General features: G+C 67.7%; 19 protein-coding genes. 12 read left to right on the forward strand and 7 right to left on the reverse strand.

The genetic code is table 11. The features are described 5' to 3' along the window. The first annotated feature begins 276 nt into the window (after positions 1-276). The gene (locus NO887_RS06060) at positions 277-636 is read left to right on the forward strand and encodes a response regulator (protein WP_256417583.1); all 360 of its coding nucleotides are present in this window, start codon (positions 277-279) and stop codon (positions 634-636) included. A 15-nt stretch (positions 637-651) separates the two neighbouring features. On the opposite strand, the gene NO887_RS06065 is transcribed toward NO887_RS06060, so the two are convergent. Continuing rightward, positions 652-1,032, reverse strand: coding sequence for a DUF7522 family protein (locus NO887_RS06065; RefSeq protein WP_256417584.1), 381 nt, complete (start codon positions 1,030-1,032; stop codon positions 652-654). A 188-nt stretch (positions 1,033-1,220) separates the two neighbouring features. Between NO887_RS06065 and aglJ the strand changes: the two genes are divergently transcribed. From aglJ to NO887_RS06085, 4 genes are all read left to right on the forward strand, one after another. Beyond that, complete coding sequence (aglJ, locus tag NO887_RS06070) at positions 1,221-2,285, forward strand: S-layer glycoprotein N-glycosyltransferase AglJ (protein WP_256417585.1); 1,065 nt, start codon at positions 1,221-1,223, stop codon at positions 2,283-2,285. A 97-nt stretch (positions 2,286-2,382) separates the two neighbouring features. Beyond that, entirely contained in the window at positions 2,383-3,501 is a 1,119-nt protein-coding gene (locus tag NO887_RS06075; protein WP_256417586.1) for an AI-2E family transporter, read from the forward strand. A gap of 92 nt (positions 3,502-3,593) precedes the next feature. Continuing rightward, positions 3,594-4,739 carry an FtsZ/tubulin family protein gene (locus NO887_RS06080; protein ID WP_256417587.1) on the forward strand — a complete coding sequence of 382 codons (1,146 nt, stop codon included), beginning with the start codon at positions 3,594-3,596 and terminating at the stop codon, positions 4,737-4,739. A gap of 100 nt (positions 4,740-4,839) precedes the next feature. Then, complete coding sequence (locus tag NO887_RS06085) at positions 4,840-5,574, forward strand: profilin-fold protein (RefSeq protein WP_256417588.1); 735 nt, start codon at positions 4,840-4,842, stop codon at positions 5,572-5,574. 24 nt (positions 5,575-5,598) lie between these two features. On the opposite strand, the gene NO887_RS06090 is transcribed toward NO887_RS06085, so the two are convergent. Then, entirely contained in the window at positions 5,599-5,823 is a 225-nt protein-coding gene (locus NO887_RS06090) for a hypothetical protein (RefSeq protein WP_256417589.1), read from the reverse strand. Positions 5,824-6,048: 225 nt separating this feature from the next. Between NO887_RS06090 and NO887_RS06095 the strand changes: the two genes are divergently transcribed. From NO887_RS06095 to NO887_RS06105, 3 genes are all read left to right on the forward strand, one after another. Then, positions 6,049-7,230 (forward strand): 5-(carboxyamino)imidazole ribonucleotide synthase, encoded by a 1,182-nt coding sequence (locus tag NO887_RS06095; RefSeq protein ID WP_256417590.1) that lies wholly within the window; start codon positions 6,049-6,051, stop codon positions 7,228-7,230. 297 nt (positions 7,231-7,527) lie between these two features. Continuing rightward, complete coding sequence (gene purE, locus NO887_RS06100) at positions 7,528-8,136, forward strand: 5-(carboxyamino)imidazole ribonucleotide mutase (RefSeq protein ID WP_256417591.1); 609 nt, start codon at positions 7,528-7,530, stop codon at positions 8,134-8,136. 49 nt (positions 8,137-8,185) lie between these two features. Next, positions 8,186-9,436 carry an NAD(P)/FAD-dependent oxidoreductase gene (locus NO887_RS06105; protein ID WP_256417592.1) on the forward strand — a complete coding sequence of 417 codons (1,251 nt, stop codon included), beginning with the start codon at positions 8,186-8,188 and terminating at the stop codon, positions 9,434-9,436. Between the two features lie 29 nt (positions 9,437-9,465). Here NO887_RS06105 and NO887_RS06110 read toward each other — a convergent pair whose 3' ends face one another. From NO887_RS06110 to NO887_RS06120, 3 genes are all read right to left on the reverse strand, one after another. Next, the gene (locus NO887_RS06110) at positions 9,466-9,909 is read right to left on the reverse strand and encodes an Hsp20/alpha crystallin family protein (protein ID WP_256417593.1); all 444 of its coding nucleotides are present in this window, start codon (positions 9,907-9,909) and stop codon (positions 9,466-9,468) included. 3 nt (positions 9,910-9,912) lie between these two features. After that, positions 9,913-10,068, reverse strand: a complete 156-nt coding sequence (locus NO887_RS06115; protein WP_256417594.1) for a DUF7559 family protein — start codon at positions 10,066-10,068, stop codon at positions 9,913-9,915. 147 nt (positions 10,069-10,215) lie between these two features. Then, positions 10,216-11,784 (reverse strand): hybrid sensor histidine kinase/response regulator, encoded by a 1,569-nt coding sequence (locus tag NO887_RS06120; RefSeq protein WP_256417595.1) that lies wholly within the window; start codon positions 11,782-11,784, stop codon positions 10,216-10,218. 287 nt (positions 11,785-12,071) lie between these two features. Between NO887_RS06120 and NO887_RS06125 the strand changes: the two genes are divergently transcribed. The 3 genes from NO887_RS06125 to NO887_RS06135 all read left to right on the forward strand — a co-directional run bounded on the left by NO887_RS06125 (position 12,072) and on the right by NO887_RS06135 (position 15,823). Next, on the forward strand, positions 12,072-12,854 hold the full coding sequence (locus NO887_RS06125) for a sulfite exporter TauE/SafE family protein (protein WP_256417596.1): 783 nt from the start codon (positions 12,072-12,074) through the stop codon (positions 12,852-12,854). Positions 12,855-12,969: 115 nt separating this feature from the next. Then, positions 12,970-14,862, forward strand: coding sequence for a radical SAM protein (locus NO887_RS06130; RefSeq protein WP_256417597.1), 1,893 nt, complete (start codon positions 12,970-12,972; stop codon positions 14,860-14,862). Positions 14,863-14,866: 4 nt separating this feature from the next. Continuing rightward, the gene (locus NO887_RS06135) at positions 14,867-15,823 is read left to right on the forward strand and encodes an MBL fold metallo-hydrolase (RefSeq protein WP_256417598.1); all 957 of its coding nucleotides are present in this window, start codon (positions 14,867-14,869) and stop codon (positions 15,821-15,823) included. Between the two features lie 31 nt (positions 15,824-15,854). Here the strand turns inward: NO887_RS06135 and NO887_RS06140 are convergent, their stop codons facing one another. Then, a complete protein-coding gene (locus tag NO887_RS06140) occupies positions 15,855-16,475 on the reverse strand; it encodes an HAD family hydrolase (RefSeq protein WP_256418002.1) in 621 nt (206 codons plus the stop codon). A gap of 58 nt (positions 16,476-16,533) precedes the next feature. Then, entirely contained in the window at positions 16,534-17,022 is a 489-nt protein-coding gene (locus NO887_RS06145) for a DUF7321 family protein (protein WP_256417599.1), read from the reverse strand. A 151-nt stretch (positions 17,023-17,173) separates the two neighbouring features. On the opposite strand from NO887_RS06145, the gene NO887_RS06150 reads away from it, so the two are divergent. Then, positions 17,174-18,025: a DUF7319 domain-containing protein gene (locus NO887_RS06150; RefSeq protein ID WP_256417600.1), complete on the forward strand. Its 852-nt coding sequence runs from the start codon at positions 17,174-17,176 to the stop codon at positions 18,023-18,025. The last annotated feature ends 40 nt before the right edge of the window (positions 18,026-18,065 follow it).

Here is an 18,065-nt window from a genome sequence, read left to right on the forward strand (position 1 = left end):
TGGTTTGTGCCGGAGTTGTCGGCTTCTGCGCGCGGGCCGAGGCCCGCTCGCACGGCCCGAGGCGCGTAGCGCCTCGCTGTCCTCTCCGGCCTACTCGCGTCGTCCTTCCGACCGGCGTCGGAAGTCCCCGCTCCTTGAGGCCGGAGGCTCCGCCTCGAAACTGCTGATCAGTTGTCTCGACTGTGGTCAGCGTGACCCTCACGTCGGAGATCTGTCCCCGGTTCGCCGGTGCGCGAATCCGCGCGCTTTATGCCACCCACGCGCTCATCCGCGGACATGACCCAGCGGGTGCTCGTCGTCGACGATTCGGCCTTCCAGCGGACCGTGGTTCGGGATGCGTTGGAGGATCCCTTCGAGGTCGTCGGCGAGGCGGAAAACGGTGCGGAGGCGGTGGAACTGTTTGAGGCGTACGAGCCCGACGCGGTGTCGATGGACGTTGTCATGCCAGAGATGACCGGAATCGAGGCGACGGCAGCGATCAAGGACCGCTGGCCTGACGCGGTGATCGTGATGTGCACGAGCGTCGATCAACAGGAGAAAATGATGGAGGCGGTCAAAGCCGGCGCTGACGGCTACGTGACGAAACCCGTCGACGCCGACGAGTTGGTCCCCGAGTTCGAGAGTCACTTCGGGTGACAGGAATCGGGACTGTCAGACCGGGTCGAACGACCGCAGCACCGACGCCAGCGCGCTCGCGAGCTCCTCGAAGCGGTCGATCTCCATCGAGTCGGTTGTCACCCACACGCCGTGATCTCCAGCGATCACCCGCGTGAGATAGCCGTTCTCGAACACGCGTACGGTGAACAGGTAGTCTCCGAGTTGGGTGTTCGCGTACATGGACTGAGAGTGGAACCCCTGCCGCTCGTTCTCCGCGAAGCCGACGAGGTCGGCCGTCTGGCTCAGGTCGCTGCGGAGGTACAGCTGTTCGATCTCGTCTTCGGTGAAGTACGTCAGGCTCCGGAGTTCGTCACCGATGGCCGTTCGCGCCGCGCTGAGCAACTCGTCGACGTTGTCGTCTGCTGGGCGTGACATAGATTGACATTCTGTCGTCGGATACATGAGCGTATGGGTGGCCGCAGAACCGACCGCACCCGGAACTCGGCCGTCTGTACGCCGACTCCGCCTGCACCCGCCCGGATTTGTCCGAGAATCCGTTCGAGTTCCCGATCGGCCGTCACGGAGGGACAGAGTTTAGCGACTCCCCCGACATCGACCCGCTAATGAGCGACTTCGACGACGTCTGCGTCCTGTTGCCCACGATGGACGAGGTCGAGACCGTCGCGCGCGTCGTCGAGGACTTCCGCGAGGCCGGACTCGACGAGATTCTCGTGATCGACGGCGGGTCGACGGACGGGACGCGTGCGGCCGCCAGCGAGTCCGGCGCGCGCGTCGTCGAACAGTCCGGACGCGGCAAGGGTCAGGCCGTTCGCGAGGCTGTCCGCGACCACGTCGATGCCCCCTACGTCGTGATGGCTGACGCGGACGCAACCTACGACGCGGCCGATGTCGACGCGATGCTCGAACCCCTCCTCGCCGGCGAGGCCGACCACGTCATCGGGAACCGGTTCGCGGACATGCGACCGGGAGCGATGACGCGGCTGAACCGGATCGGGAACCGATTGATCAACGCCGCGTTCCGCGCCATCCACGGTGAGCGGTACCGCGATATCCTCTCCGGCTATCGCGCGTTCACGCGTGAATCGTTCCTGCGGCTCCACCTCACTGCTGACGGGTTCGGCATCGAGACAGAGATGGCGGTCGAATGCGTGAAAAACCGGGATCGGGTGGCCGTCGTCCCGATCACCTACCGCGAGCGCCCCGGCGGCTCCGCGACGAACCTCCACCCGATCCGCGACGGCGGCGTGATAATCATCGAGTTGTACCGGAAGGCCAAGACCAACAACCCCCTGTTTTACTTCGGGAGCCTCGGTGCCGTTTCGACTGGTTTCGGTGCGATGCTGACCGCCTACGTGCTTTACCGCTGGTTCGTGCACGGCGAGGCCCATCAGATCGTCGCCATCGGCGCGGTCGGCGCGGCAATCTTGGGGATCCAACTGCTCGTGTTCGGCGTGCTCGCCGACATGATCCTGTCGCTACACCGCGAGCAGGTGACGCGCTACGAGCGGGCACTGGCCGAGCGGCCGGCGGCGCAGTCGTCGGATTCGCCGTCGACCGCCGACGCGGAGGAGACGCGTGGGGCGGTGGGCGACGGTGGGGCCGATGGAGATGACGAGAGGGGGAACGACCACAGCGCCGACACCGCCGACGACGCGTCGGGGAAGTGACGCGGCTCGCTGCTGGGGAGACTGACGCGGGCTCGCTGCTGATTCTGTATCGCCCGCGAGCCCCATAGTTTATGTCGACTCACGGAGACGAGCGGCCATGGACGAAAAGCGGTTCGTCATCGCAATCTTCGGCCTCGTCATCGCCCTCCTCGTCGGATTCATCGGCTACCGGTTCGTCGCGCCGCTCACCGTCGCGGTGTTCCTGTACTACTCGACCCGGCGGCTGTTCCGGAATCTCGCTCGCTTCAGACTGCCTGCACGCGCTCGGGCGGTCCTCTCGCTGTCGCTCATCGGTGTGCCGCTGATCGGGCTGTTGGGGTACACAGTGCTTCTCGTCTTACTCGAGGCTCGTCGATTCATCGAACGATACCCTGTCGCCGAGACGGTCGGACCGGAGAACTCGTGGGTCGCCGACCTCGCCGCGCTCTCGAACCCGACGTTCGAGGGACTCGTCGCGGCGTACCGGTCGGGGCAGTTCGACCCGCTCATCGAGTTCGTCTCCGAGCAAGCGCCGCTGCTCGCGAGCACGCTCTCGGGGCTCGCGCTCAACCTCCTCATCACGATCGTCGTCACGTACTACCTGCTCCTCGACGGCTCGAAGTTCCACGAGTGGCTGCTCACGTTCGACGACGACGCGATCGTCCGCGAGTACCTCGAGGCCGCAGACGAGGAGCTTGAGGCGGTGTTGTACGGAAACCTGCTCAACGTCATCGCCATCTCGATCATCGCAGTCGTGACCTACACCGGGTACAACGTGATCGCCCCGGCCGCAGTCGAGATCCCGTATCCGGCGCTCGCCGGTGCGCTCACGGGGGTCGCGAGCCTGATTCCGGTGATCGGGATGAAAATCGTGTACATCCCGCTGGCGGCGATAACCGCGATCCAGCCGATTCTCTCGGAAGAGCTTTCACTGCTCGCGTATGTCGCGGGCTTCCTCGTTGTCGCCGCGATCGTGGTCGACACCATCCCCGACATAGTCCTCCGCCCGTACTTCAGCGGGAAGACGACCCACGTCGGACTCCTCATGCTCGCGTACATCTTCGGTCCCGTCGTGTTCGGGTTCCACGGACTGTTCCTCGCGCCCATCATCCTCGTGTTGGCGCTCACGTTCGCCGACACGGCGCTGATCCGTCTGCTCGGCGGAGAGCGAGACGACGGCGACGACGAACCGGGCCGGACTGTGTCCGCCGGGCAGCGTCGACTCAACGACTTCTGAGTCGGATCGCGGTGCGAACGCGTCCCGTCGATCTCGACCGCGCTCCCGTCCGTGAAAAGAGATATACCGCCGGTCAACGACCGGTGTGACATATGCGTGTACACGCCATCGGCCTCGGCGGTGCCGGGGGCCGGATCGTCGATCGATTCGCGGCCGACCACGACGGGGAGCGGTTCCTCCACGGCGTCAGCGCGTTCGACACCGACGCGGCCGCGCTCGGCGACCTGCAGTCGCTAGACGAGTCGCGGCGGTACTGCTTCGGTGACGCCGCGGGCGGAGACGGGCTCGACGGCGACCTCCACGCGGCGCGTCGCCTCGGCGACGCACACGCCAGCGAACTTGGCCGGGAGATGGACGACCAGCGCCCGTCGGTCGCGGATGCGTTCCTGATCGCCGTCGGCCTCGGCGGCGGCGCGGGTGCCGGCGTCGCCCCCGCTCTCGCCGAGGAACTGATGCGGCTCTACGACACGCCAGTGTACGCGCTCGGACTCCTCCCGACGCCGGCGGAGTCGGAGCCGACCCCGATCGACCCGGCCACGGCCGGATCGGCGGCACCCGAGGAGCGACCGCCAGAGCGACCGCTGGCCGAGAAGAACGCGGCGCGAACGCTTGAAGCCCTCTCCGAGCGCTGTTCAGCGATGTTCCCGTTCGACAACGACGCGTGGCTCCGGCCCGGAGAAGATCTCACCGGGGTGCGAGACCGCCTGAACGGCGTCGTCGCCGATCGGGTCGCGGCGCTGTTCGGCGCGGGCGAGTCGGACGACGCCGAATCGACGCCACAGCAGGTGCTCGACGCGAGCGACGTGGCGCGAGCGGTCGGCGGCGACGGCGAGATCGCATCGATCGGGTACGCGACGCAGACGGTCGATCCCCCCGAGACGGAATCCCGGTTCGGGCTCGGGCTGTTCGGGTCCGCGGAGCCGGCGAAGGTGGACACGAGCGCGGCGGTGTCGGCGATCGAGACGACGATCCGAAAAGCGGTCCGCGGGAAGGGCACCGTCGAGGTTCGGGAGGGGCGGGCCGACCGGACGCTGCTCGTGGTCGGCGGTCCGCCCCCATGGCTCAACCGCGAGGCGATCGCCGACGGCCGGCGGTGGCTCGCCGAAGAGACCGGCTCGGGCGCGATCTTGAGCGGCGACGCGCCCGTCCCGGATGGCGAGGAGGTGTTCTCGGTGGTGGTGCGGTCGGGGATCGACGAGCCCGAGCGGATCCGCGAGATCCGAGAGGCCATCCGGTGAGTAGCTGCCTGAGTAGCTGCGATCACCACCGCCCGAGTAGCCACGACTTTCCCTCCCGCAGATCCGACTTGATTAACCCGATGCGGCGCACACAGACTGTGTGACCAGCCACGCCGATCTCGGCTTCGATATCGACATCCGCGACACGGACGCGGTCGCCGACCGGCGCGACGAACTCGTCGCCGCCGTCCGTGACCACGCCGGACAGATCGCCTACCAACTCGCGCGGCTTCAGGGCGGTGACTACGGTCGACAGGCGTTGTCGACGCCCGGCGGCGAGTGGACGGTCAAACACGAGGCCGGCGAGCTCGAGTTCCTTCTGTTCTCGCCGACCTCTGGCTCCGACGTGTACGTGGTCTCGACGAAGCAGCCGCCGGACCCCGGAGCCCTCGCGACCGCCCTCGCCGACTACCCGAACGTCGTCGCCGCGTGGAACGACCACGTCGCGTCGCTGTCCGGCGTGCTCGACGACGTGAGCGCCGACTTCCCCGAGCCCGACTCCACGGACGGCCTCGTCGCCGAGCGCGACCGCGTGCTCGACGCGATCCGCGACGCCTGCTCGGTGATGGCCGGCGAGATCTACCGGTACGAGGGCGACGAGTACGGAACGTTCACCTCCCGCGTCGACGGCGACCGATGGGAGTTGAAGTGGGACGAGGGGACGGTGTCGTACCTCCGTGTCGGAGGCACCGGCGGCTGCTACCTCCTCTCGCAGTACGAGGCTCCGTCGGCGCTCGACGTCCGCGAGTACGCCGAGCCGTTCCGCGGGTTCGTCGACGCGTACAACGAGTTCGTCGCCGACGCCGAAAGCGACCTCGCCGCCGTCGACCTGTAGCGGGTCGCAGTCGCCTCGACAGGCTCACCCGTCGGCCGACGGCCGAAACGCCCCGAACGCGTACTCCAGCCCGAACATGACGACCGCCATCGTCAGGGCGCGAACGAGGAGGAGTTCGCCGCTCGACAGCAGACCGAAACCGAGAACGCCGACGGCCGCAGACGCGCCAAGCAGGGCCGCGTAGCGCCCGCGGGAGAGCCCTCGAACCCACTCGTCGCCCCGGTCGTAGAGCCGCTTCGCGGTGTTCATACGTAGCGGAGACGCCCCCGAACTGATACCTGTTCCGGAGGCGCGGCAGCGCTTCGGTGTCGTGTCCGATGTCGCTTTCGCGTCCGATATCGCTCGCGTCCGGCCTTTCTCGCGTCCGATATCTCTCCCGTGTCCGGCCTCTCTCGCAGATCTATCCACGTTCGTGCATAGGACTTCACCCAATGTGGGAATATTTATGCAGTGACGTTCGGTACGCGGCCGTGTATGTCGATCACTCTGCCGGGACCGACGCTCGGCGTCGTCGGCGGCGGACAGCTGGGCCGGATGATGGGCGAGGCGGTCGCGCGCCTCGGCGTCGAGGTCGTCGTGTTGGACCCGACGCCCGACTGTCCGGCGAGCCCCGTCGTGAGCGATCAGATCGTCGCCGACTTCGACGACGCCGACGCGGTCCACGAGCTCGCGAGCCGCGTCGACGCGCTCACCTTCGAGATCGAACTGGCCGACCCCGACGTGCTGACGGCTGCGAGCGAGGAACACGACGTGCCCGTTCAGCCCGACCCGGACACGCTCCGGACGATCCAGGACAAGCTGGTTCAAAAGGAGGCACTGCAAGACGCCGGAATTCCCGTTCCCGAGTTCGTTCCCGTCGCGACGGCCGAGGGGCTCGAACGCGTCGTCGAGGAGTTCGGCGGCGTGATGCTGAAGGCCCGCGAAGGCGGGTACGACGGGCGGGGGAACGTTCCGGTCGAATCGCCAGACGACGCGGCCGACGCGCTCGATTCGATCGGCGGCGACGCGATGGCCGAGGAGTTCCTCGACTTCGAGCGCGAGATTGCCGTGATGGGACTGAAGGGGGCCGACGGCGAGACGCGGACCTACCCCGTCACGGAGACGATCCACCGCGAGGAGATCCTCCGCGAGAGCGTCGTGCCGGCCCGTAGCGACGACCCGGTGATCGCCGAGGCGGAGGCGGTCGCGGACGACGTCCTGTCGCTGCTCGACGGGCGGGGAGTTTACGGGATCGAACTGTTCGAGACCCGCGAGGAGGAGGTGTTGGTCAACGAGATCGCACCGCGTCCGCACAACTCCGGGCACTGGACGATCGAGGGAGCGGCGACCTCCCAGTTCGAGAACCACGTCCGCGCCGTTCTCGGCTGGCCGCTCGGCCCGACCGACCTCGTCGCCCCCGCGGTCACGGCGAACGCCCTCGGCGACGTGGATGAGACCCAGCCGGCGACACTCCGCGGCGTCGAGAGTGTGATCGCCGCGCCCGACGCCGCCCTCCATTGGTACGGCAAAGAGGACGTGCGCCCGCTCCGGAAGATGGGACACCTGACGGTGACCGGGGAGGACGGCGAAAGCGAGGCTGACGGCGAAGCCGACCGCGACGCGCTGCTCTCGCGTGCGCGAGAACTACGCGACGGATTGACCTTCCGCGACGCGTGAGGCCCGAGACGGATTGGTCCTCCGCGACGCGTGAGTTTGTCCGGGCCACACTCGCGTTCGACGAGGGCGGTGGCGCGCCTGCGAGCGCCCGATAGGGCGCGAGGAGCCCGCGAGGGAGGGAAGGGGCGGCCGCGATGCGGTGCGGGTCCGCGGCCGCCCCTGACCGAGGTTGGGGAGGAGTGAGGCGGTGCAGAGGTGTGAGGCGGTGCAGAGTGTGAGGCGGTGCGGCGACGGATTTCGACGACGCAACGAGACGCATTCGGCACTTCCTTATCTCCGACCGCCGAAACCGCGCACATGCCCAGCGTTCAGGACCTCATCGACCGACTCGAATCGGAGGCCGAATCGGACGCGGACCCGGAGACGACCCCGGACGTGGGAATCATCATGGGCTCTGACTCCGACCTCCCGACCATGGAAGGGGCGTACGACGCGCTCGACGAACTCGGGTTCGCAGAGCAGACGGACTTCACCGACGCGCCCGACTCGCGGTTCACCTACGAGAGCTACGTGGTCTCCGCGCACCGCACCCCCGAACTCATGTACGCCTACGGCGAGACGGCGGCCGCCCGCGGGCTCGACGTGATAATCGCCGGCGCGGGCGGGAAGTCGGCCGACCTCCCGAACATGACCGCCTCCATCGCGTACCCGATCCCCGTGATCGGCGTGCCCGTGCAGGAGAAATCGGTCGACTCTGTCATCGGGATGCCCACCGGCGCGCCGATCGTCGCCGTCGACGCCGGCAAGTCGTTCAACGCCGGGCTCTCGGCCGCGCAGGTGCTCGCACGCGAGCACGACGCGATCGAAGAGCGGTTGATAGCGTACCACGAGGACCTGAAGGGCGGCGTCGCCGACGTGTCTGCGGACCTCCACGACCTCGGCATCGACGGGTTCCGCGAGCGATAACGCGCGCGTCGCCCGGCATCTCTTCGGTCGCACCCGACGCAACTGCTCCATGATCGACCGAGACGCACCGCCCCCGGCGGTCGCGGTCGTCGGCGGCGGCGCGGTCGGCGTCACCGCCGCGGCCGACCTCGCCGCCCGCGGCGCGGACGTGACGCTCTACGAGCGCGACGACCTCGGGAGCGGGAGTTCCGGCCGCGCCGCCGGAGTGCTGTACGACGCCTACGCCGAGGATGTCGACGCCGCGATCGCCGCGCGGTCGATGGAGCGATTTCGAGCGTTCGACCGGTCGCTCCCCGGATTCGCGTTCACGCCGTGTCCGTACGTTCTCGCGGTCCGCGAGGGCGACGAGGACGCCGACGCCGTCCCCGCGATGATCGATCGGATGCGCACACACGGGCGGGCGGTGACGCTCGTCGACCCCGCGACGCTCGCCGACCGCTTCCCGATCGCCGCGGACGACCTCGCGGTCGCGGCAGTTGCTACGAACGCCGGCCGGTGTGACCCCGCGAGCTACGTCGCCGCCATGGCCGACCGGGCCCGCAGCGAGGGCGTCGCGATCGAGACCGAGACTCCGGTGAGGCTGTCTCGCGACGATGATCAGCTGACGGTGTCTCGCGACGACGGTCGGCCGACGGTCCGGACGCGCTCCGCGGGCGACTCCGTGGACGCGTCGGATCGCGGCCGCAACGACTTCGATTCGGTCGTCGTCGCCGCCGGCGCGCACACCGCGGCCCTGTTCGACAGCGTCGGCGTCGACGTGCCGGTGATCCCCTACCGCGTGCAGGCGCTCGTGGCGGCCGTCTCCTACGACGGACCCATGGTCTACGACGCGACTGCCGGCGTCTACTTCCGTCCGCATCCGGCGGGACTCCTCGCCGGGGACGGCACCGAACCGCTCGCGGCCGACCCGGATGGCTACGATCGTGAGGCCGACGACTGGTTCGTCGAATCGGTCACGGCGACGCTTCGCGAACGGCTCGCCGACGCCGCGACCGATGAGGACGGGCCGCCGGTGAATCGCGCGTGGGCCGGACTCTGTACGGCGACGCCGGATGGCGATCCGCTCGTCGGTCCGATCGCCGACATCGACGGTGCGTTCGTCGCCGCCGGCTGGCAGGGACACGGGTTCATGCGCGCACCGGCCGTGGGTGAGCACGTCGCGGAGGGCGTGTTGGCGTCGCTCTCGGACGACGGACCGGACGAGCCGTGGATCGACGCTTTCGATCCCGATCGGTTCGAGGGCGACGAGACGTTCGACGTACGGGACGGAATCGCCGTGGAACGGCGAGACGAGGGATAGCTAGGGACGGGCAGTCGGGGACCGGTCAACTAGGCGCTGTCCGTCGGCTCATCGTCGGTCGCGTCCTCCTCGACGACGGTCACGTCGCTCGCCGCGTCGGACTTCGGAATCTCGACGTGGAGCGTCCCGTTTCGCGCGAGCGTCGCGTTCGCTCCCTGCGGCGTCACGTTCGCGTCGGCGGGGAGCTCCACGCTTCCCGACAGCGAGACGCCGCGTCCGGGGAACACCAGTTCGTAACCGTCGTAGAAGTCGCGGAAGCGGTCGAGCGTGACCTCGACGGTGTGATCGAGGAAGGTGACGTTCAGGTCCTCTCCGCGCACGCCCGGCGCGTCGAAGACGACGAGGTAGGCGTCGTCGCTCTCGAGGAGGTCGTACGAGAGCGGACGGCGCTCCTGCATCTTGCTCCACCCCCGCCCGACGCGTTCGAGGACCTCGCGAAACGCGGACCGTCCGGCCTCGACGAGTCCGCTCACGGGTTACACCTCGATTTCCGCGAGGTCGCTCCCACCGCAGTACGGACACGAGAGATCCGTGACCGAGTGGTCGTCGGGAACGTCGTAGGTGTAGTGGTTCTCGAACATGTCGAGCTCGCAGTCGTCCGACTCACATTTGACCTCCATGGTCGATGGCATATACTCACCCGTTGGACCGGCGGCGGCTTAAACGACGTGGCGACGGAAGTCGTCCCGTCCACGGAGCATCCGGCGGAACCGATCGTCGGGACCACGGCGATCTCGGAGCACGCGACCGTCGGAGCACACGCCCGCCGGGCCCGCGGTTCAGTCCCACTCGACGCCGGTCACCGCGATCCGAGCACCACCGTCCGTCCCCGCTGTGGCCTCGACGTTCCAGCCGTGCGCCTCGGCTATCTGCGCCACGATCGGGAGCCCGAACCCCGTGCCGTCCTCCTCCGTCGAGAACCCCATCTCGAACACATCCTCGCGGTGCTCCTCCGGAATTCCCGGCCCGTTGTCTTCGACGTAGAACCGCTTCTGGCTGTCGCCGCCCTCGGTGGGTCCGCGATCGCCACCGATCTCCCCGACGGTCACCGTCACGTCGTCGCCGGCGTGTTCGACGGCGTTGCGCGCGAGGTTCTCGACGAGCTGCGCCAGCCGGCTCGGGTCCGCCTCGACGGTCCGGTCGATCTCGACCGCAAGCGTCGCGTCGCCGGTGGCGACGTTTCGCCACGCTCGTCGCACGACGGCCGACAGCGACACGGGCTCCGTCTCCGTTATCCGCTCGCCGCTCCGTGCGAGCTCTAGGAGATCGTCGATGAGAGACTCCATATGCTCGTGGGCGGCGGCGGCGCGGTCGAGGTGATTGCTTTCGACCTCTTCGCGGGCGAGTTCGACGCGACCGGACGCCACGTTCAGCGGGTTTCGGAGGTCGTGAGAGACGATGCTGGTGAATCGTTCGAGCTCTCTGTTCCGCCGTTCCAGCTCCTCCTCGTAGCGCTTTCGCTCGGTGATGTCGAAGATGAACCCCTCGAGCACCGGCTCGTCGCCGTCTTCCGGCGTGACGAGCTGTCCTCGCTCCCACATCCACTTGATCGAACCGTCCTTCGTGTGAATCCGGTACGTGACTTCGAACTCGCTGTCCGAGTCCATCGCCTCCTGTACGACCTCCCATGTCCGCTCGGCGTCGTCGGGGAGGAGAACGTCGTCGCCCCAGACGACCTCGTCGCTCTCGAGTTCCGCCGTGGTGTAGCCGGTGACAGACTCGCTGTCGCCTTTCACGATCTCCATCGGCCACTCCGGCTCGTTCCGACAGCGGTAGACGAACCCCGGGAGGTTACTGACGAGCGTCTCCAGCCGCCGGGCGTGGTCGGCGTGGCGATTCGCCGTGTCCGCGGTCTCACCGTCTTGACCGGCTCGTTCGACCGCTGACCGAATCGCCGCCGCGAGCGCGTCGTCGCCGCTGTCGGTACCGTCTACGCCGTCGCCACCGTTGTCGTCTGTTCCATCACCAACGTCATCGGCGTCAGCGTCGCTCTCATCGCTCTCACCGGGAGGATCCCGCGGCACGTAGTCGGTGACGCCGGCAGCGATCGCCTCGCTGGCGACCGCCTCGGATCCGTCGGCCGTGTAGAGCACGAACGGCACGTCCGAAACGATCTCGCGCACGCGCCGGAGGAACTCGATCCCGTCCCACTCGGGCGGGCGGTGGTCGGAGACGACACAGTCGACCGACGCCGAACGGATTCGTTTGAGCCCTGCTGAGGTCGTCGTCACGGTCTCGACGCGCACGTCGCAGCCTCGATCTTCGAGGGCGCTCACGCCGTGCTCGACGACCGCCGGGTCGCCGCCCGCTGCGAGGACGCCAAGTGCGTCGGCGACGGCGTCGGACATAACCGACTATTCTCCATAGGTGTGATAATAGTTAGGGGTTCAGCACGCTTCACAGTCGAACCGGAACCGCGCGCTCCGCAAGCGCGACGAGGATGCCGTCACCGCCCGCGACGTACGCATATGCCCCGACCGATCCAGTGTGAAATTGGCGTCCACACCGCTGACGGTCCCTCCACAACTCAGCAGCTCGATCGCTTCGCTCTCGGCGGTGTCTCGATACCGTCTCTCAACAGCGGACGACATCGAGATGCCGAACCAATATTATATCTCCTCAAAAGTGGGAACGTATGGGTGGTCTCGTGGGCGGATTCCCACTTCTCACACTTCTGGTAGGTATCGCATTTCTCTCCGGAGTCGGTATTACGACACTCGGGCCCGGTGGAATCTTTGTGACTATCGCGTTGTACTCGCTGACATCGATCCCGTCAAGTACGGTCGCCGGAACGGCTCACGCGACGTTCATCGCGACCGGGGTCGTCGGAAGCGTTGCGTACGCTCACTCTGGAGAGATTCAGACGGGTCAGGGTCGATTGATAGCGACGATACTTAGCCTCTCGAGTGCCATCGGGGCTCCGCTCGGGGCGTATCTCAACGCCTTTCTGCCAAGAACGACCTTCGGCGTTTTGCTGGGTGTCGTCGCGATGGCGACCGGTGGTACTATCATCTATCGTGAGCGGCGTCGACTCAGTCCGGTGTACCAACTGGACGCGGCAGATCGCCGGGATCAGATCCTTCTCGGAGGGATCGGACTCGTTCTCGGAGCCGTCAGCGGGGCATTGGGTGTGGGTGGTCCTGTGCTCGCGGTTCCGGTGCTGATTCTGATCGGCGTTCCCATGTTGCTGGCGATCGCTGTCGCCCAACTCCAGTCGATCTTCATCGCAGCGTTTGCAACGACGGGATACGTTCTCCAAGGCGATGTCTCACTCCCACTTGCAGCGACAATCGGGATTCCACTACTCGCGGGCACCGTCGTCGGCTGGAAAGTCGCTCACGTGGTCAATCCGGACAACTTAACGATCGCGTTGGGCGTCGTTCTCATTGCTGTCGGTCCGGCTCTCGCATTCCACTGACAGCTCGATGAACACGATCGCCCGTTCTCCCCGCTCGCCCTGACCGATCGGGCCAGAGTTCGCGCGTTTCTCTTCCGCACGCTTTTCCCGTCTCGGCCGACTACGGTGGGGTAACATGACCGATCCGTCCGCGGCCGGCCGCGGCTCTCTCCCGCCCGCTCCGGCCGACCTCTCCGTCACCATCGTCGACGGCTACGTCGACGAGCCGGCGCACTTCGGGGTGCCGCCGTACATTTCGACGTACCCGCGGTACACGGCCGGCGCGCTCGTCGACGCCGGTGTCCCCGAGTCGCAGATCACCTATCACACCATCGACGAACTCCGCGACGACCGCGGCAAGCGCGCCGGCGTGGCCGACGCCGACCTCTTCGTCTATGTCGGCGGGATGACGGTGCCGGGCAACTACGTCGGCGGGACGCCCGCCGAACCCGACGAAGTGCGAGAGTTGGGGTGGACCGCCGACGGCGTCACGCTGCTCGGCGGGCCCGTGCGGTTCGGCGTCGGCGAGGAGAACGCGGGCGCGACCGAGACCGAGCGCGACGACCTCGACTACGACTTCGTCGCGATGGGCGACGTGGAGGCGGCCGCGTTCGACCTCGTCCGCGAGGGGTTAGAGGGGTACGGCAACCGGATGCGGAGCAACGAGGAGGTCGACCGCTGGGCCCGCAAGGGGGCGTTCGTCGTCGAGCAGCACCCGAACCACCCCGACTACCTCATCTGCGAGATGGAGACCTCCCGTGGCTGCGCGTACCGGTGTTCGTTCTGCACGGAGCCGCTGTACGGGAGTCCGGCGTTCCGCGAGGCGCGGTCGGTCGTCGCCGAGGTCGACGCGCTCTCCGACCGCGGCGTGCGCCACTTTAGGCTCGGTCGGCAGGCCGACATCCTCGCGTTCGGCGGCGACGGCGAGGCCCCGAACCCCGACGCGCTCCGCGAGCTGTACGGCGGGATTCGTGAGGTCGCGCCCGATCTCCGGACGCTCCACCTCGACAACATGAACCCGGTGACGATCACGGAGTACCCCGAGGCGTCCCGCGAGGCGATCCGTGTCATCGCCCGTCACAACACGCCGGGCGACACGGCGGCGTTCGGGCTCGAATCCGCCGATCCTGTTGTCCAAGAGCAGAACAACCTGCTCGTCACCGCCGACGAGTGTCTTGAGGCGGTCCGCGTCGTCAACGAGGAGGGCGGCTGGCGGCCGGGTGACCCGCCAGCCGGCGAGCCCGGGGGCGTCCCGGGACCGGACACCAACCGTCGGTACGGCCCCTCCACCGGGCCGGACGCGAGCCCTCGACTACCGAAGCTGCTCCCCGGGATCAACCTCGTCCACGGGCTCGCGGGCGAACGGCCCGAGACGTACGAGCACAACAAGCGGTTCCTCCAGCGCGTCTACGATGAGGGGCTGATGCTCCGGCGGATCAACGTCCGACAGGTGATGGCGTTCGCGGGCACCGAGATGGCCGAGACGGGAGCCGAGATTGCACAGGAACACAAAGACCAGTTCCAGTCGTACAAGCGGGAGGTCCGCGAGACGATCGACAACCCGATGCTCGACCGGGTCGTCCCGCCGGGAACGATCCTCCCCGACGTTCACTTGGAATACCATCAGGATGGGAAGACGTTCGGCCGCCAGATCGGCACGTACGCGCTGCTCGTCGCCGTCCCGGGCGAGCGCGATCTGGGAACCGCGATCGACGTGGCGATCACGGACCACGGCTACCGGTCAGTCACGGGCGTCCCGTACCCGATCGATATCAACGCCGCGTCGATGGACGAACTGACCGCGATACCGGGTATAAATCGAAGCAAAGCGGGGGACATCGTCGTCGGCCGGCCGTACGCCTCGATCGACGAGGTCGACTCCGGGGTCGCGGATCTCTCGCAGTTCGCCGTCGTCGACGACGTCGACGTCCCGATCCCCGGTCGCGAGCGATCGGGGGTCGGTCCCGGTCCGGCTGCGCGGTCGCTGCTCGACCGGCGTGACTCATCGTCGGCCGGGCGCGGCGACTGAGACGATGACGGAGCAGGCGTCGTCGCCCGCCGTCACTCGCGTCGAGATTCAGGTCGACACTCGCGCGCCCGGCGGGACCACGAACGCGTACCTCGTCGACGGCCTCCTCGTCGATCCCGCGGCCCGTACGGACGCGTTGGACGCGGCTGTCGGGATCGGCGACGCGGCCGACAAGAATGCAGCCGATAGCGACGCGGACGATCACGACGCAGCATCACCCCACTCGATCGAGACCATCGCAGTCACTCACGCCCACCCGGACCACGTCGGCGCAGTCTCCGAATACGCCGACCTGACGGACGCGACCGTCGTCGCACACGCGAATTTCTGCGACCGGTTCGCGGACGCCACGGAGATCGAGCCGGACGAGATCGTTTGTGACGGCGACCAGATCGGCGACAGCGCCGTCGTCGCGGTCGAGACCCCCGGGCACGCCGCCGACCATCTCGCGTTCGCGGTCGGCGGCGGAGGCGACGAATCCGGTGACCGGGGCGAGGGTAACGCTGACGGCAGAACCGCCGACAGCGCCGCTGACGGAACCGCTGACGGAGCTACAGACGGTCACGAACTGATCTGCGGCGACCTCGCTGTCGCCGACGGGAGCGTCGTGGTGGGTGCGCCCGATGGAGACCTCGACGCCTACCTCGCGAGCCTACAACGCGTCCGCGACGCCGGGTACGAGCGGATCCACCCCGGTCACGGACCGCCGATCGACGATCCGGCGGCGACCTGCCAGCGCCTGATCGATCACCGGCTGGCCCGGGAACGGTCGGTTCTCGACGCGATCGAGCGGGGCGCGAGCGATGTCGACGCCGTCCTCGACGCAGCCTACGAGAAGGATCTCTCGGGCGTCGAGGACCTCGCCAGAGCGACCGTCGTCGCGCACCTCCGGAAGCTCCTCGCGGAGGGGCGGATCGGATCGGCGTGGACGGAGCGGCTCGACTGCGGGTGCGAGCACTGAGACGTGAATCCGCCGGAGTCGGAGGCGCGGCCTACTGCTGGGCTTCGAGTTCGCTTGCGACCGCCGACAGCGGGGTCTCCGTCACGTCGACGAAGCGACCGCCGATGTCGACGATTCCTCCGTCGGTCTCGGAGGTGTCACCGACGTGGACCAACGTTTCGGGCGCGACGCCGAGCGCGTCGGCGGTGGCTTCGAACGCCTTCGGATGCGGTTTTCGCCACCCGCAGCCGGCGCTCGTCGTGACCGCGTCGAACTCACCGCGGAGCCCGGCGCGGATCAGCGTCTTCGGGACTAACTCGGGGACGGCGCAGTTCGAGAGCAGGCCGACCGGGGCCTGGTCGCTCACGTCGCGGACCGCCGCCAGCGCGCCGTCGCGCCGTGTCACGTCCGGGTCGAACGCCGCGACCACGGCGTGCCTGACGACGTTCCCGGACGCGTCGACTCCGCGCGATTCGAGCGCGTGCGCGGCGTGCGCCGGCAGCGGGACCTCGGCACCGGCCGGTGCGTCCACATGCCGTTCGCCGTACGCGACGTGCCAGTCGTCGGGCACGTCCACGCCGCGGGACTCTAGCTCGCGCGCGACGACCTCTGCCGGGTCGGACGGGTACGCGACGTCGACAAGCGTCCCGAACAGATCGAAGGTGACTGCCACGATGCGCACTATAGGGCGAAACCAGGATTGAACCTATCGGTTGTTGCGACCCGCTCGCTTACCAGCCCATCGCCGTGGCGACGTGGATCGCATAGAACCGATACAGACCGGTGACCCACGCGCAGAGCCACAAGAGCATGAATCCGGCCACGCCGACGCGGAGCCGCGAGCGCCAGTGACCCATGTCTTCGTGGATCTCGTCGATGTCGCGGTCGGGATTCTCGTAGGCGTCGGCGTTCCGCTTCGCCTGGAGGATGCGGACGATTCCGGTGAGCGCGAACGCGAGCAGCGCGTACGCCTGCAGTCCGAGGAACGCGTGGATCACGGCCAATCCCGTCAGCCGCCGGAAGAGCCGGGGGATCATCCATCCGACGACCGGGACGGTGGTCAGAGCCAGTCCGGCACCGATGTGCCACAGATGGTGCGTGAGGACGTTCCACGTCACGGTCTCGGCGTCGATCATGATCCACGCCCCGTAGAGGAGAAACGGGAGACTGGCCGTCACGGACAGCCCCGCAGCCGCCGCGACGACCGAAGAATCTACCATCGGCGACCGGTACGGTCCCCGGCGCGTAAAACTCCTCGATCGGTCGGCGAACTCGGCGAACTCGGCGAGTTTGCCGCGATCGGCCGCGACGTTCCCTAACGCTCGGTTGCAGACGAAAACAGTTAGCGTCCGGAGCCCGTACTCCGGGACGATGGAGGACACCTCGACGGGATCTGACGCCACGACTCGGTCTGATCCGGAGACCCAGTCGGGCCCGGAAGCTCAGTCGGATCCGGGGACGCAGTCGGATCGCGATCCCAAGCCGGCGAGTGACGACCGACCGGCGGGCGACCTCGACGAGCTCCGCGAGCGCGTCGAGTCTGAGTACGACTTCGACGACTTCGGCCCGTCGGACATGGCGAAGATGAGCGCCGAGGAGTGGGACGCCGCCTTCGACCCCGACACGTGGATCACCGGGGACCGACTCCTCGACCGCGCTGCAGACGAGTTGAAGTCCCGCATCGCTCGCCGGGACGTGTTCGGCGTGTTAGAACGGGTTCGAGCCGACGACGGCGAGCGGCTCCTCGTGTACTCGGACGAGGGGTACGCGATCATCCGGCCGACCGGCGAGGTGATCGGGCAGGGAACCGTCCACAGGGATGTCGAGCCGGTCGTCGCGCTCGCGGCGATGGAGTCGTACGAGGTGCCGCCGCCGCCGGACGACTGGTCGCTACCGCACCCCGACAGCGTTCCGGAAGGAACCGGCGAGTTCGGGAACCTGCTGATACAGGTGATCGCGACCGTGCAGGTTCTCGCTGGCGCGGCACTGCTCGTCGCCACCGTCGCGACCGACCTGAACACGATCGTCGCCCCGGCGATGGGAATTCTGTTCCTGCTCGTGGGCGTCTTCCTGTTCGTGATCGTGGCGAACGCTCGGCTCTCCGATCGCTTCCGGTCCGAGGAGTATCGAAACCGGTTACGGGCGCTCCGCGAGGCGAAGGAACGTCCCGAGTTCGTCCCGGTCGACGAGGGGGGCGTAATCGAGGACGAACTGGAGGAGTGAACCGGCGATATCGAGAGTTACAGACCGTGTAATCCCTTCC

Source organism: Halorubrum laminariae (assembly GCF_024494655.1).
GTDB lineage: Archaea > Halobacteriota > Halobacteria > Halobacteriales > Haloferacaceae > Halorubrum > Halorubrum laminariae.

Excerpts from the sequence above, each read along its gene's own strand:
- NO887_RS06080 (WP_256417587.1), top strand. The coding sequence starts at position 3,594 with ATGCGTGTACACGCCATCGGCCTCGGCGGTGCCGGGGGCCGGATCGTC.
- NO887_RS06115 (WP_256417594.1), bottom strand. The coding sequence starts at position 10,068 with ATGCCATCGACCATGGAGGTCAAATGTGAGTCGGACGACTGCGAGCTC.
- NO887_RS06105 (WP_256417592.1), top strand. The coding sequence starts at position 8,186 with ATGATCGACCGAGACGCACCGCCCCCGGCGGTCGCGGTCGTCGGCGGC.
- NO887_RS06120 (WP_256417595.1), bottom strand. The coding sequence starts at position 11,784 with ATGTCCGACGCCGTCGCCGACGCACTTGGCGTCCTCGCAGCGGGCGGC.
- NO887_RS06060 (WP_256417583.1), top strand. The coding sequence starts at position 277 with ATGACCCAGCGGGTGCTCGTCGTCGACGATTCGGCCTTCCAGCGGACC.
- NO887_RS06130 (WP_256417597.1), top strand. The coding sequence starts at position 12,970 with ATGACCGATCCGTCCGCGGCCGGCCGCGGCTCTCTCCCGCCCGCTCCG.
- NO887_RS06090 (WP_256417589.1), bottom strand. The coding sequence starts at position 5,823 with ATGAACACCGCGAAGCGGCTCTACGACCGGGGCGACGAGTGGGTTCGA.
- NO887_RS06075 (WP_256417586.1), top strand. The coding sequence starts at position 2,383 with ATGGACGAAAAGCGGTTCGTCATCGCAATCTTCGGCCTCGTCATCGCC.
- NO887_RS06095 (WP_256417590.1), top strand. The coding sequence starts at position 6,049 with ATGTCGATCACTCTGCCGGGACCGACGCTCGGCGTCGTCGGCGGCGGA.
- NO887_RS06125 (WP_256417596.1), top strand. The coding sequence starts at position 12,072 with ATGGGTGGTCTCGTGGGCGGATTCCCACTTCTCACACTTCTGGTAGGT.
- NO887_RS06145 (WP_256417599.1), bottom strand. The coding sequence starts at position 17,022 with ATGGTAGATTCTTCGGTCGTCGCGGCGGCTGCGGGGCTGTCCGTGACG.
- purE (WP_256417591.1), top strand. The coding sequence starts at position 7,528 with ATGCCCAGCGTTCAGGACCTCATCGACCGACTCGAATCGGAGGCCGAA.
- NO887_RS06135 (WP_256417598.1), top strand. The coding sequence starts at position 14,867 with ATGACGGAGCAGGCGTCGTCGCCCGCCGTCACTCGCGTCGAGATTCAG.
- NO887_RS06065 (WP_256417584.1), bottom strand. The coding sequence starts at position 1,032 with ATGTCACGCCCAGCAGACGACAACGTCGACGAGTTGCTCAGCGCGGCG.
- aglJ (WP_256417585.1), top strand. The coding sequence starts at position 1,221 with ATGAGCGACTTCGACGACGTCTGCGTCCTGTTGCCCACGATGGACGAG.
- NO887_RS06150 (WP_256417600.1), top strand. The coding sequence starts at position 17,174 with ATGGAGGACACCTCGACGGGATCTGACGCCACGACTCGGTCTGATCCG.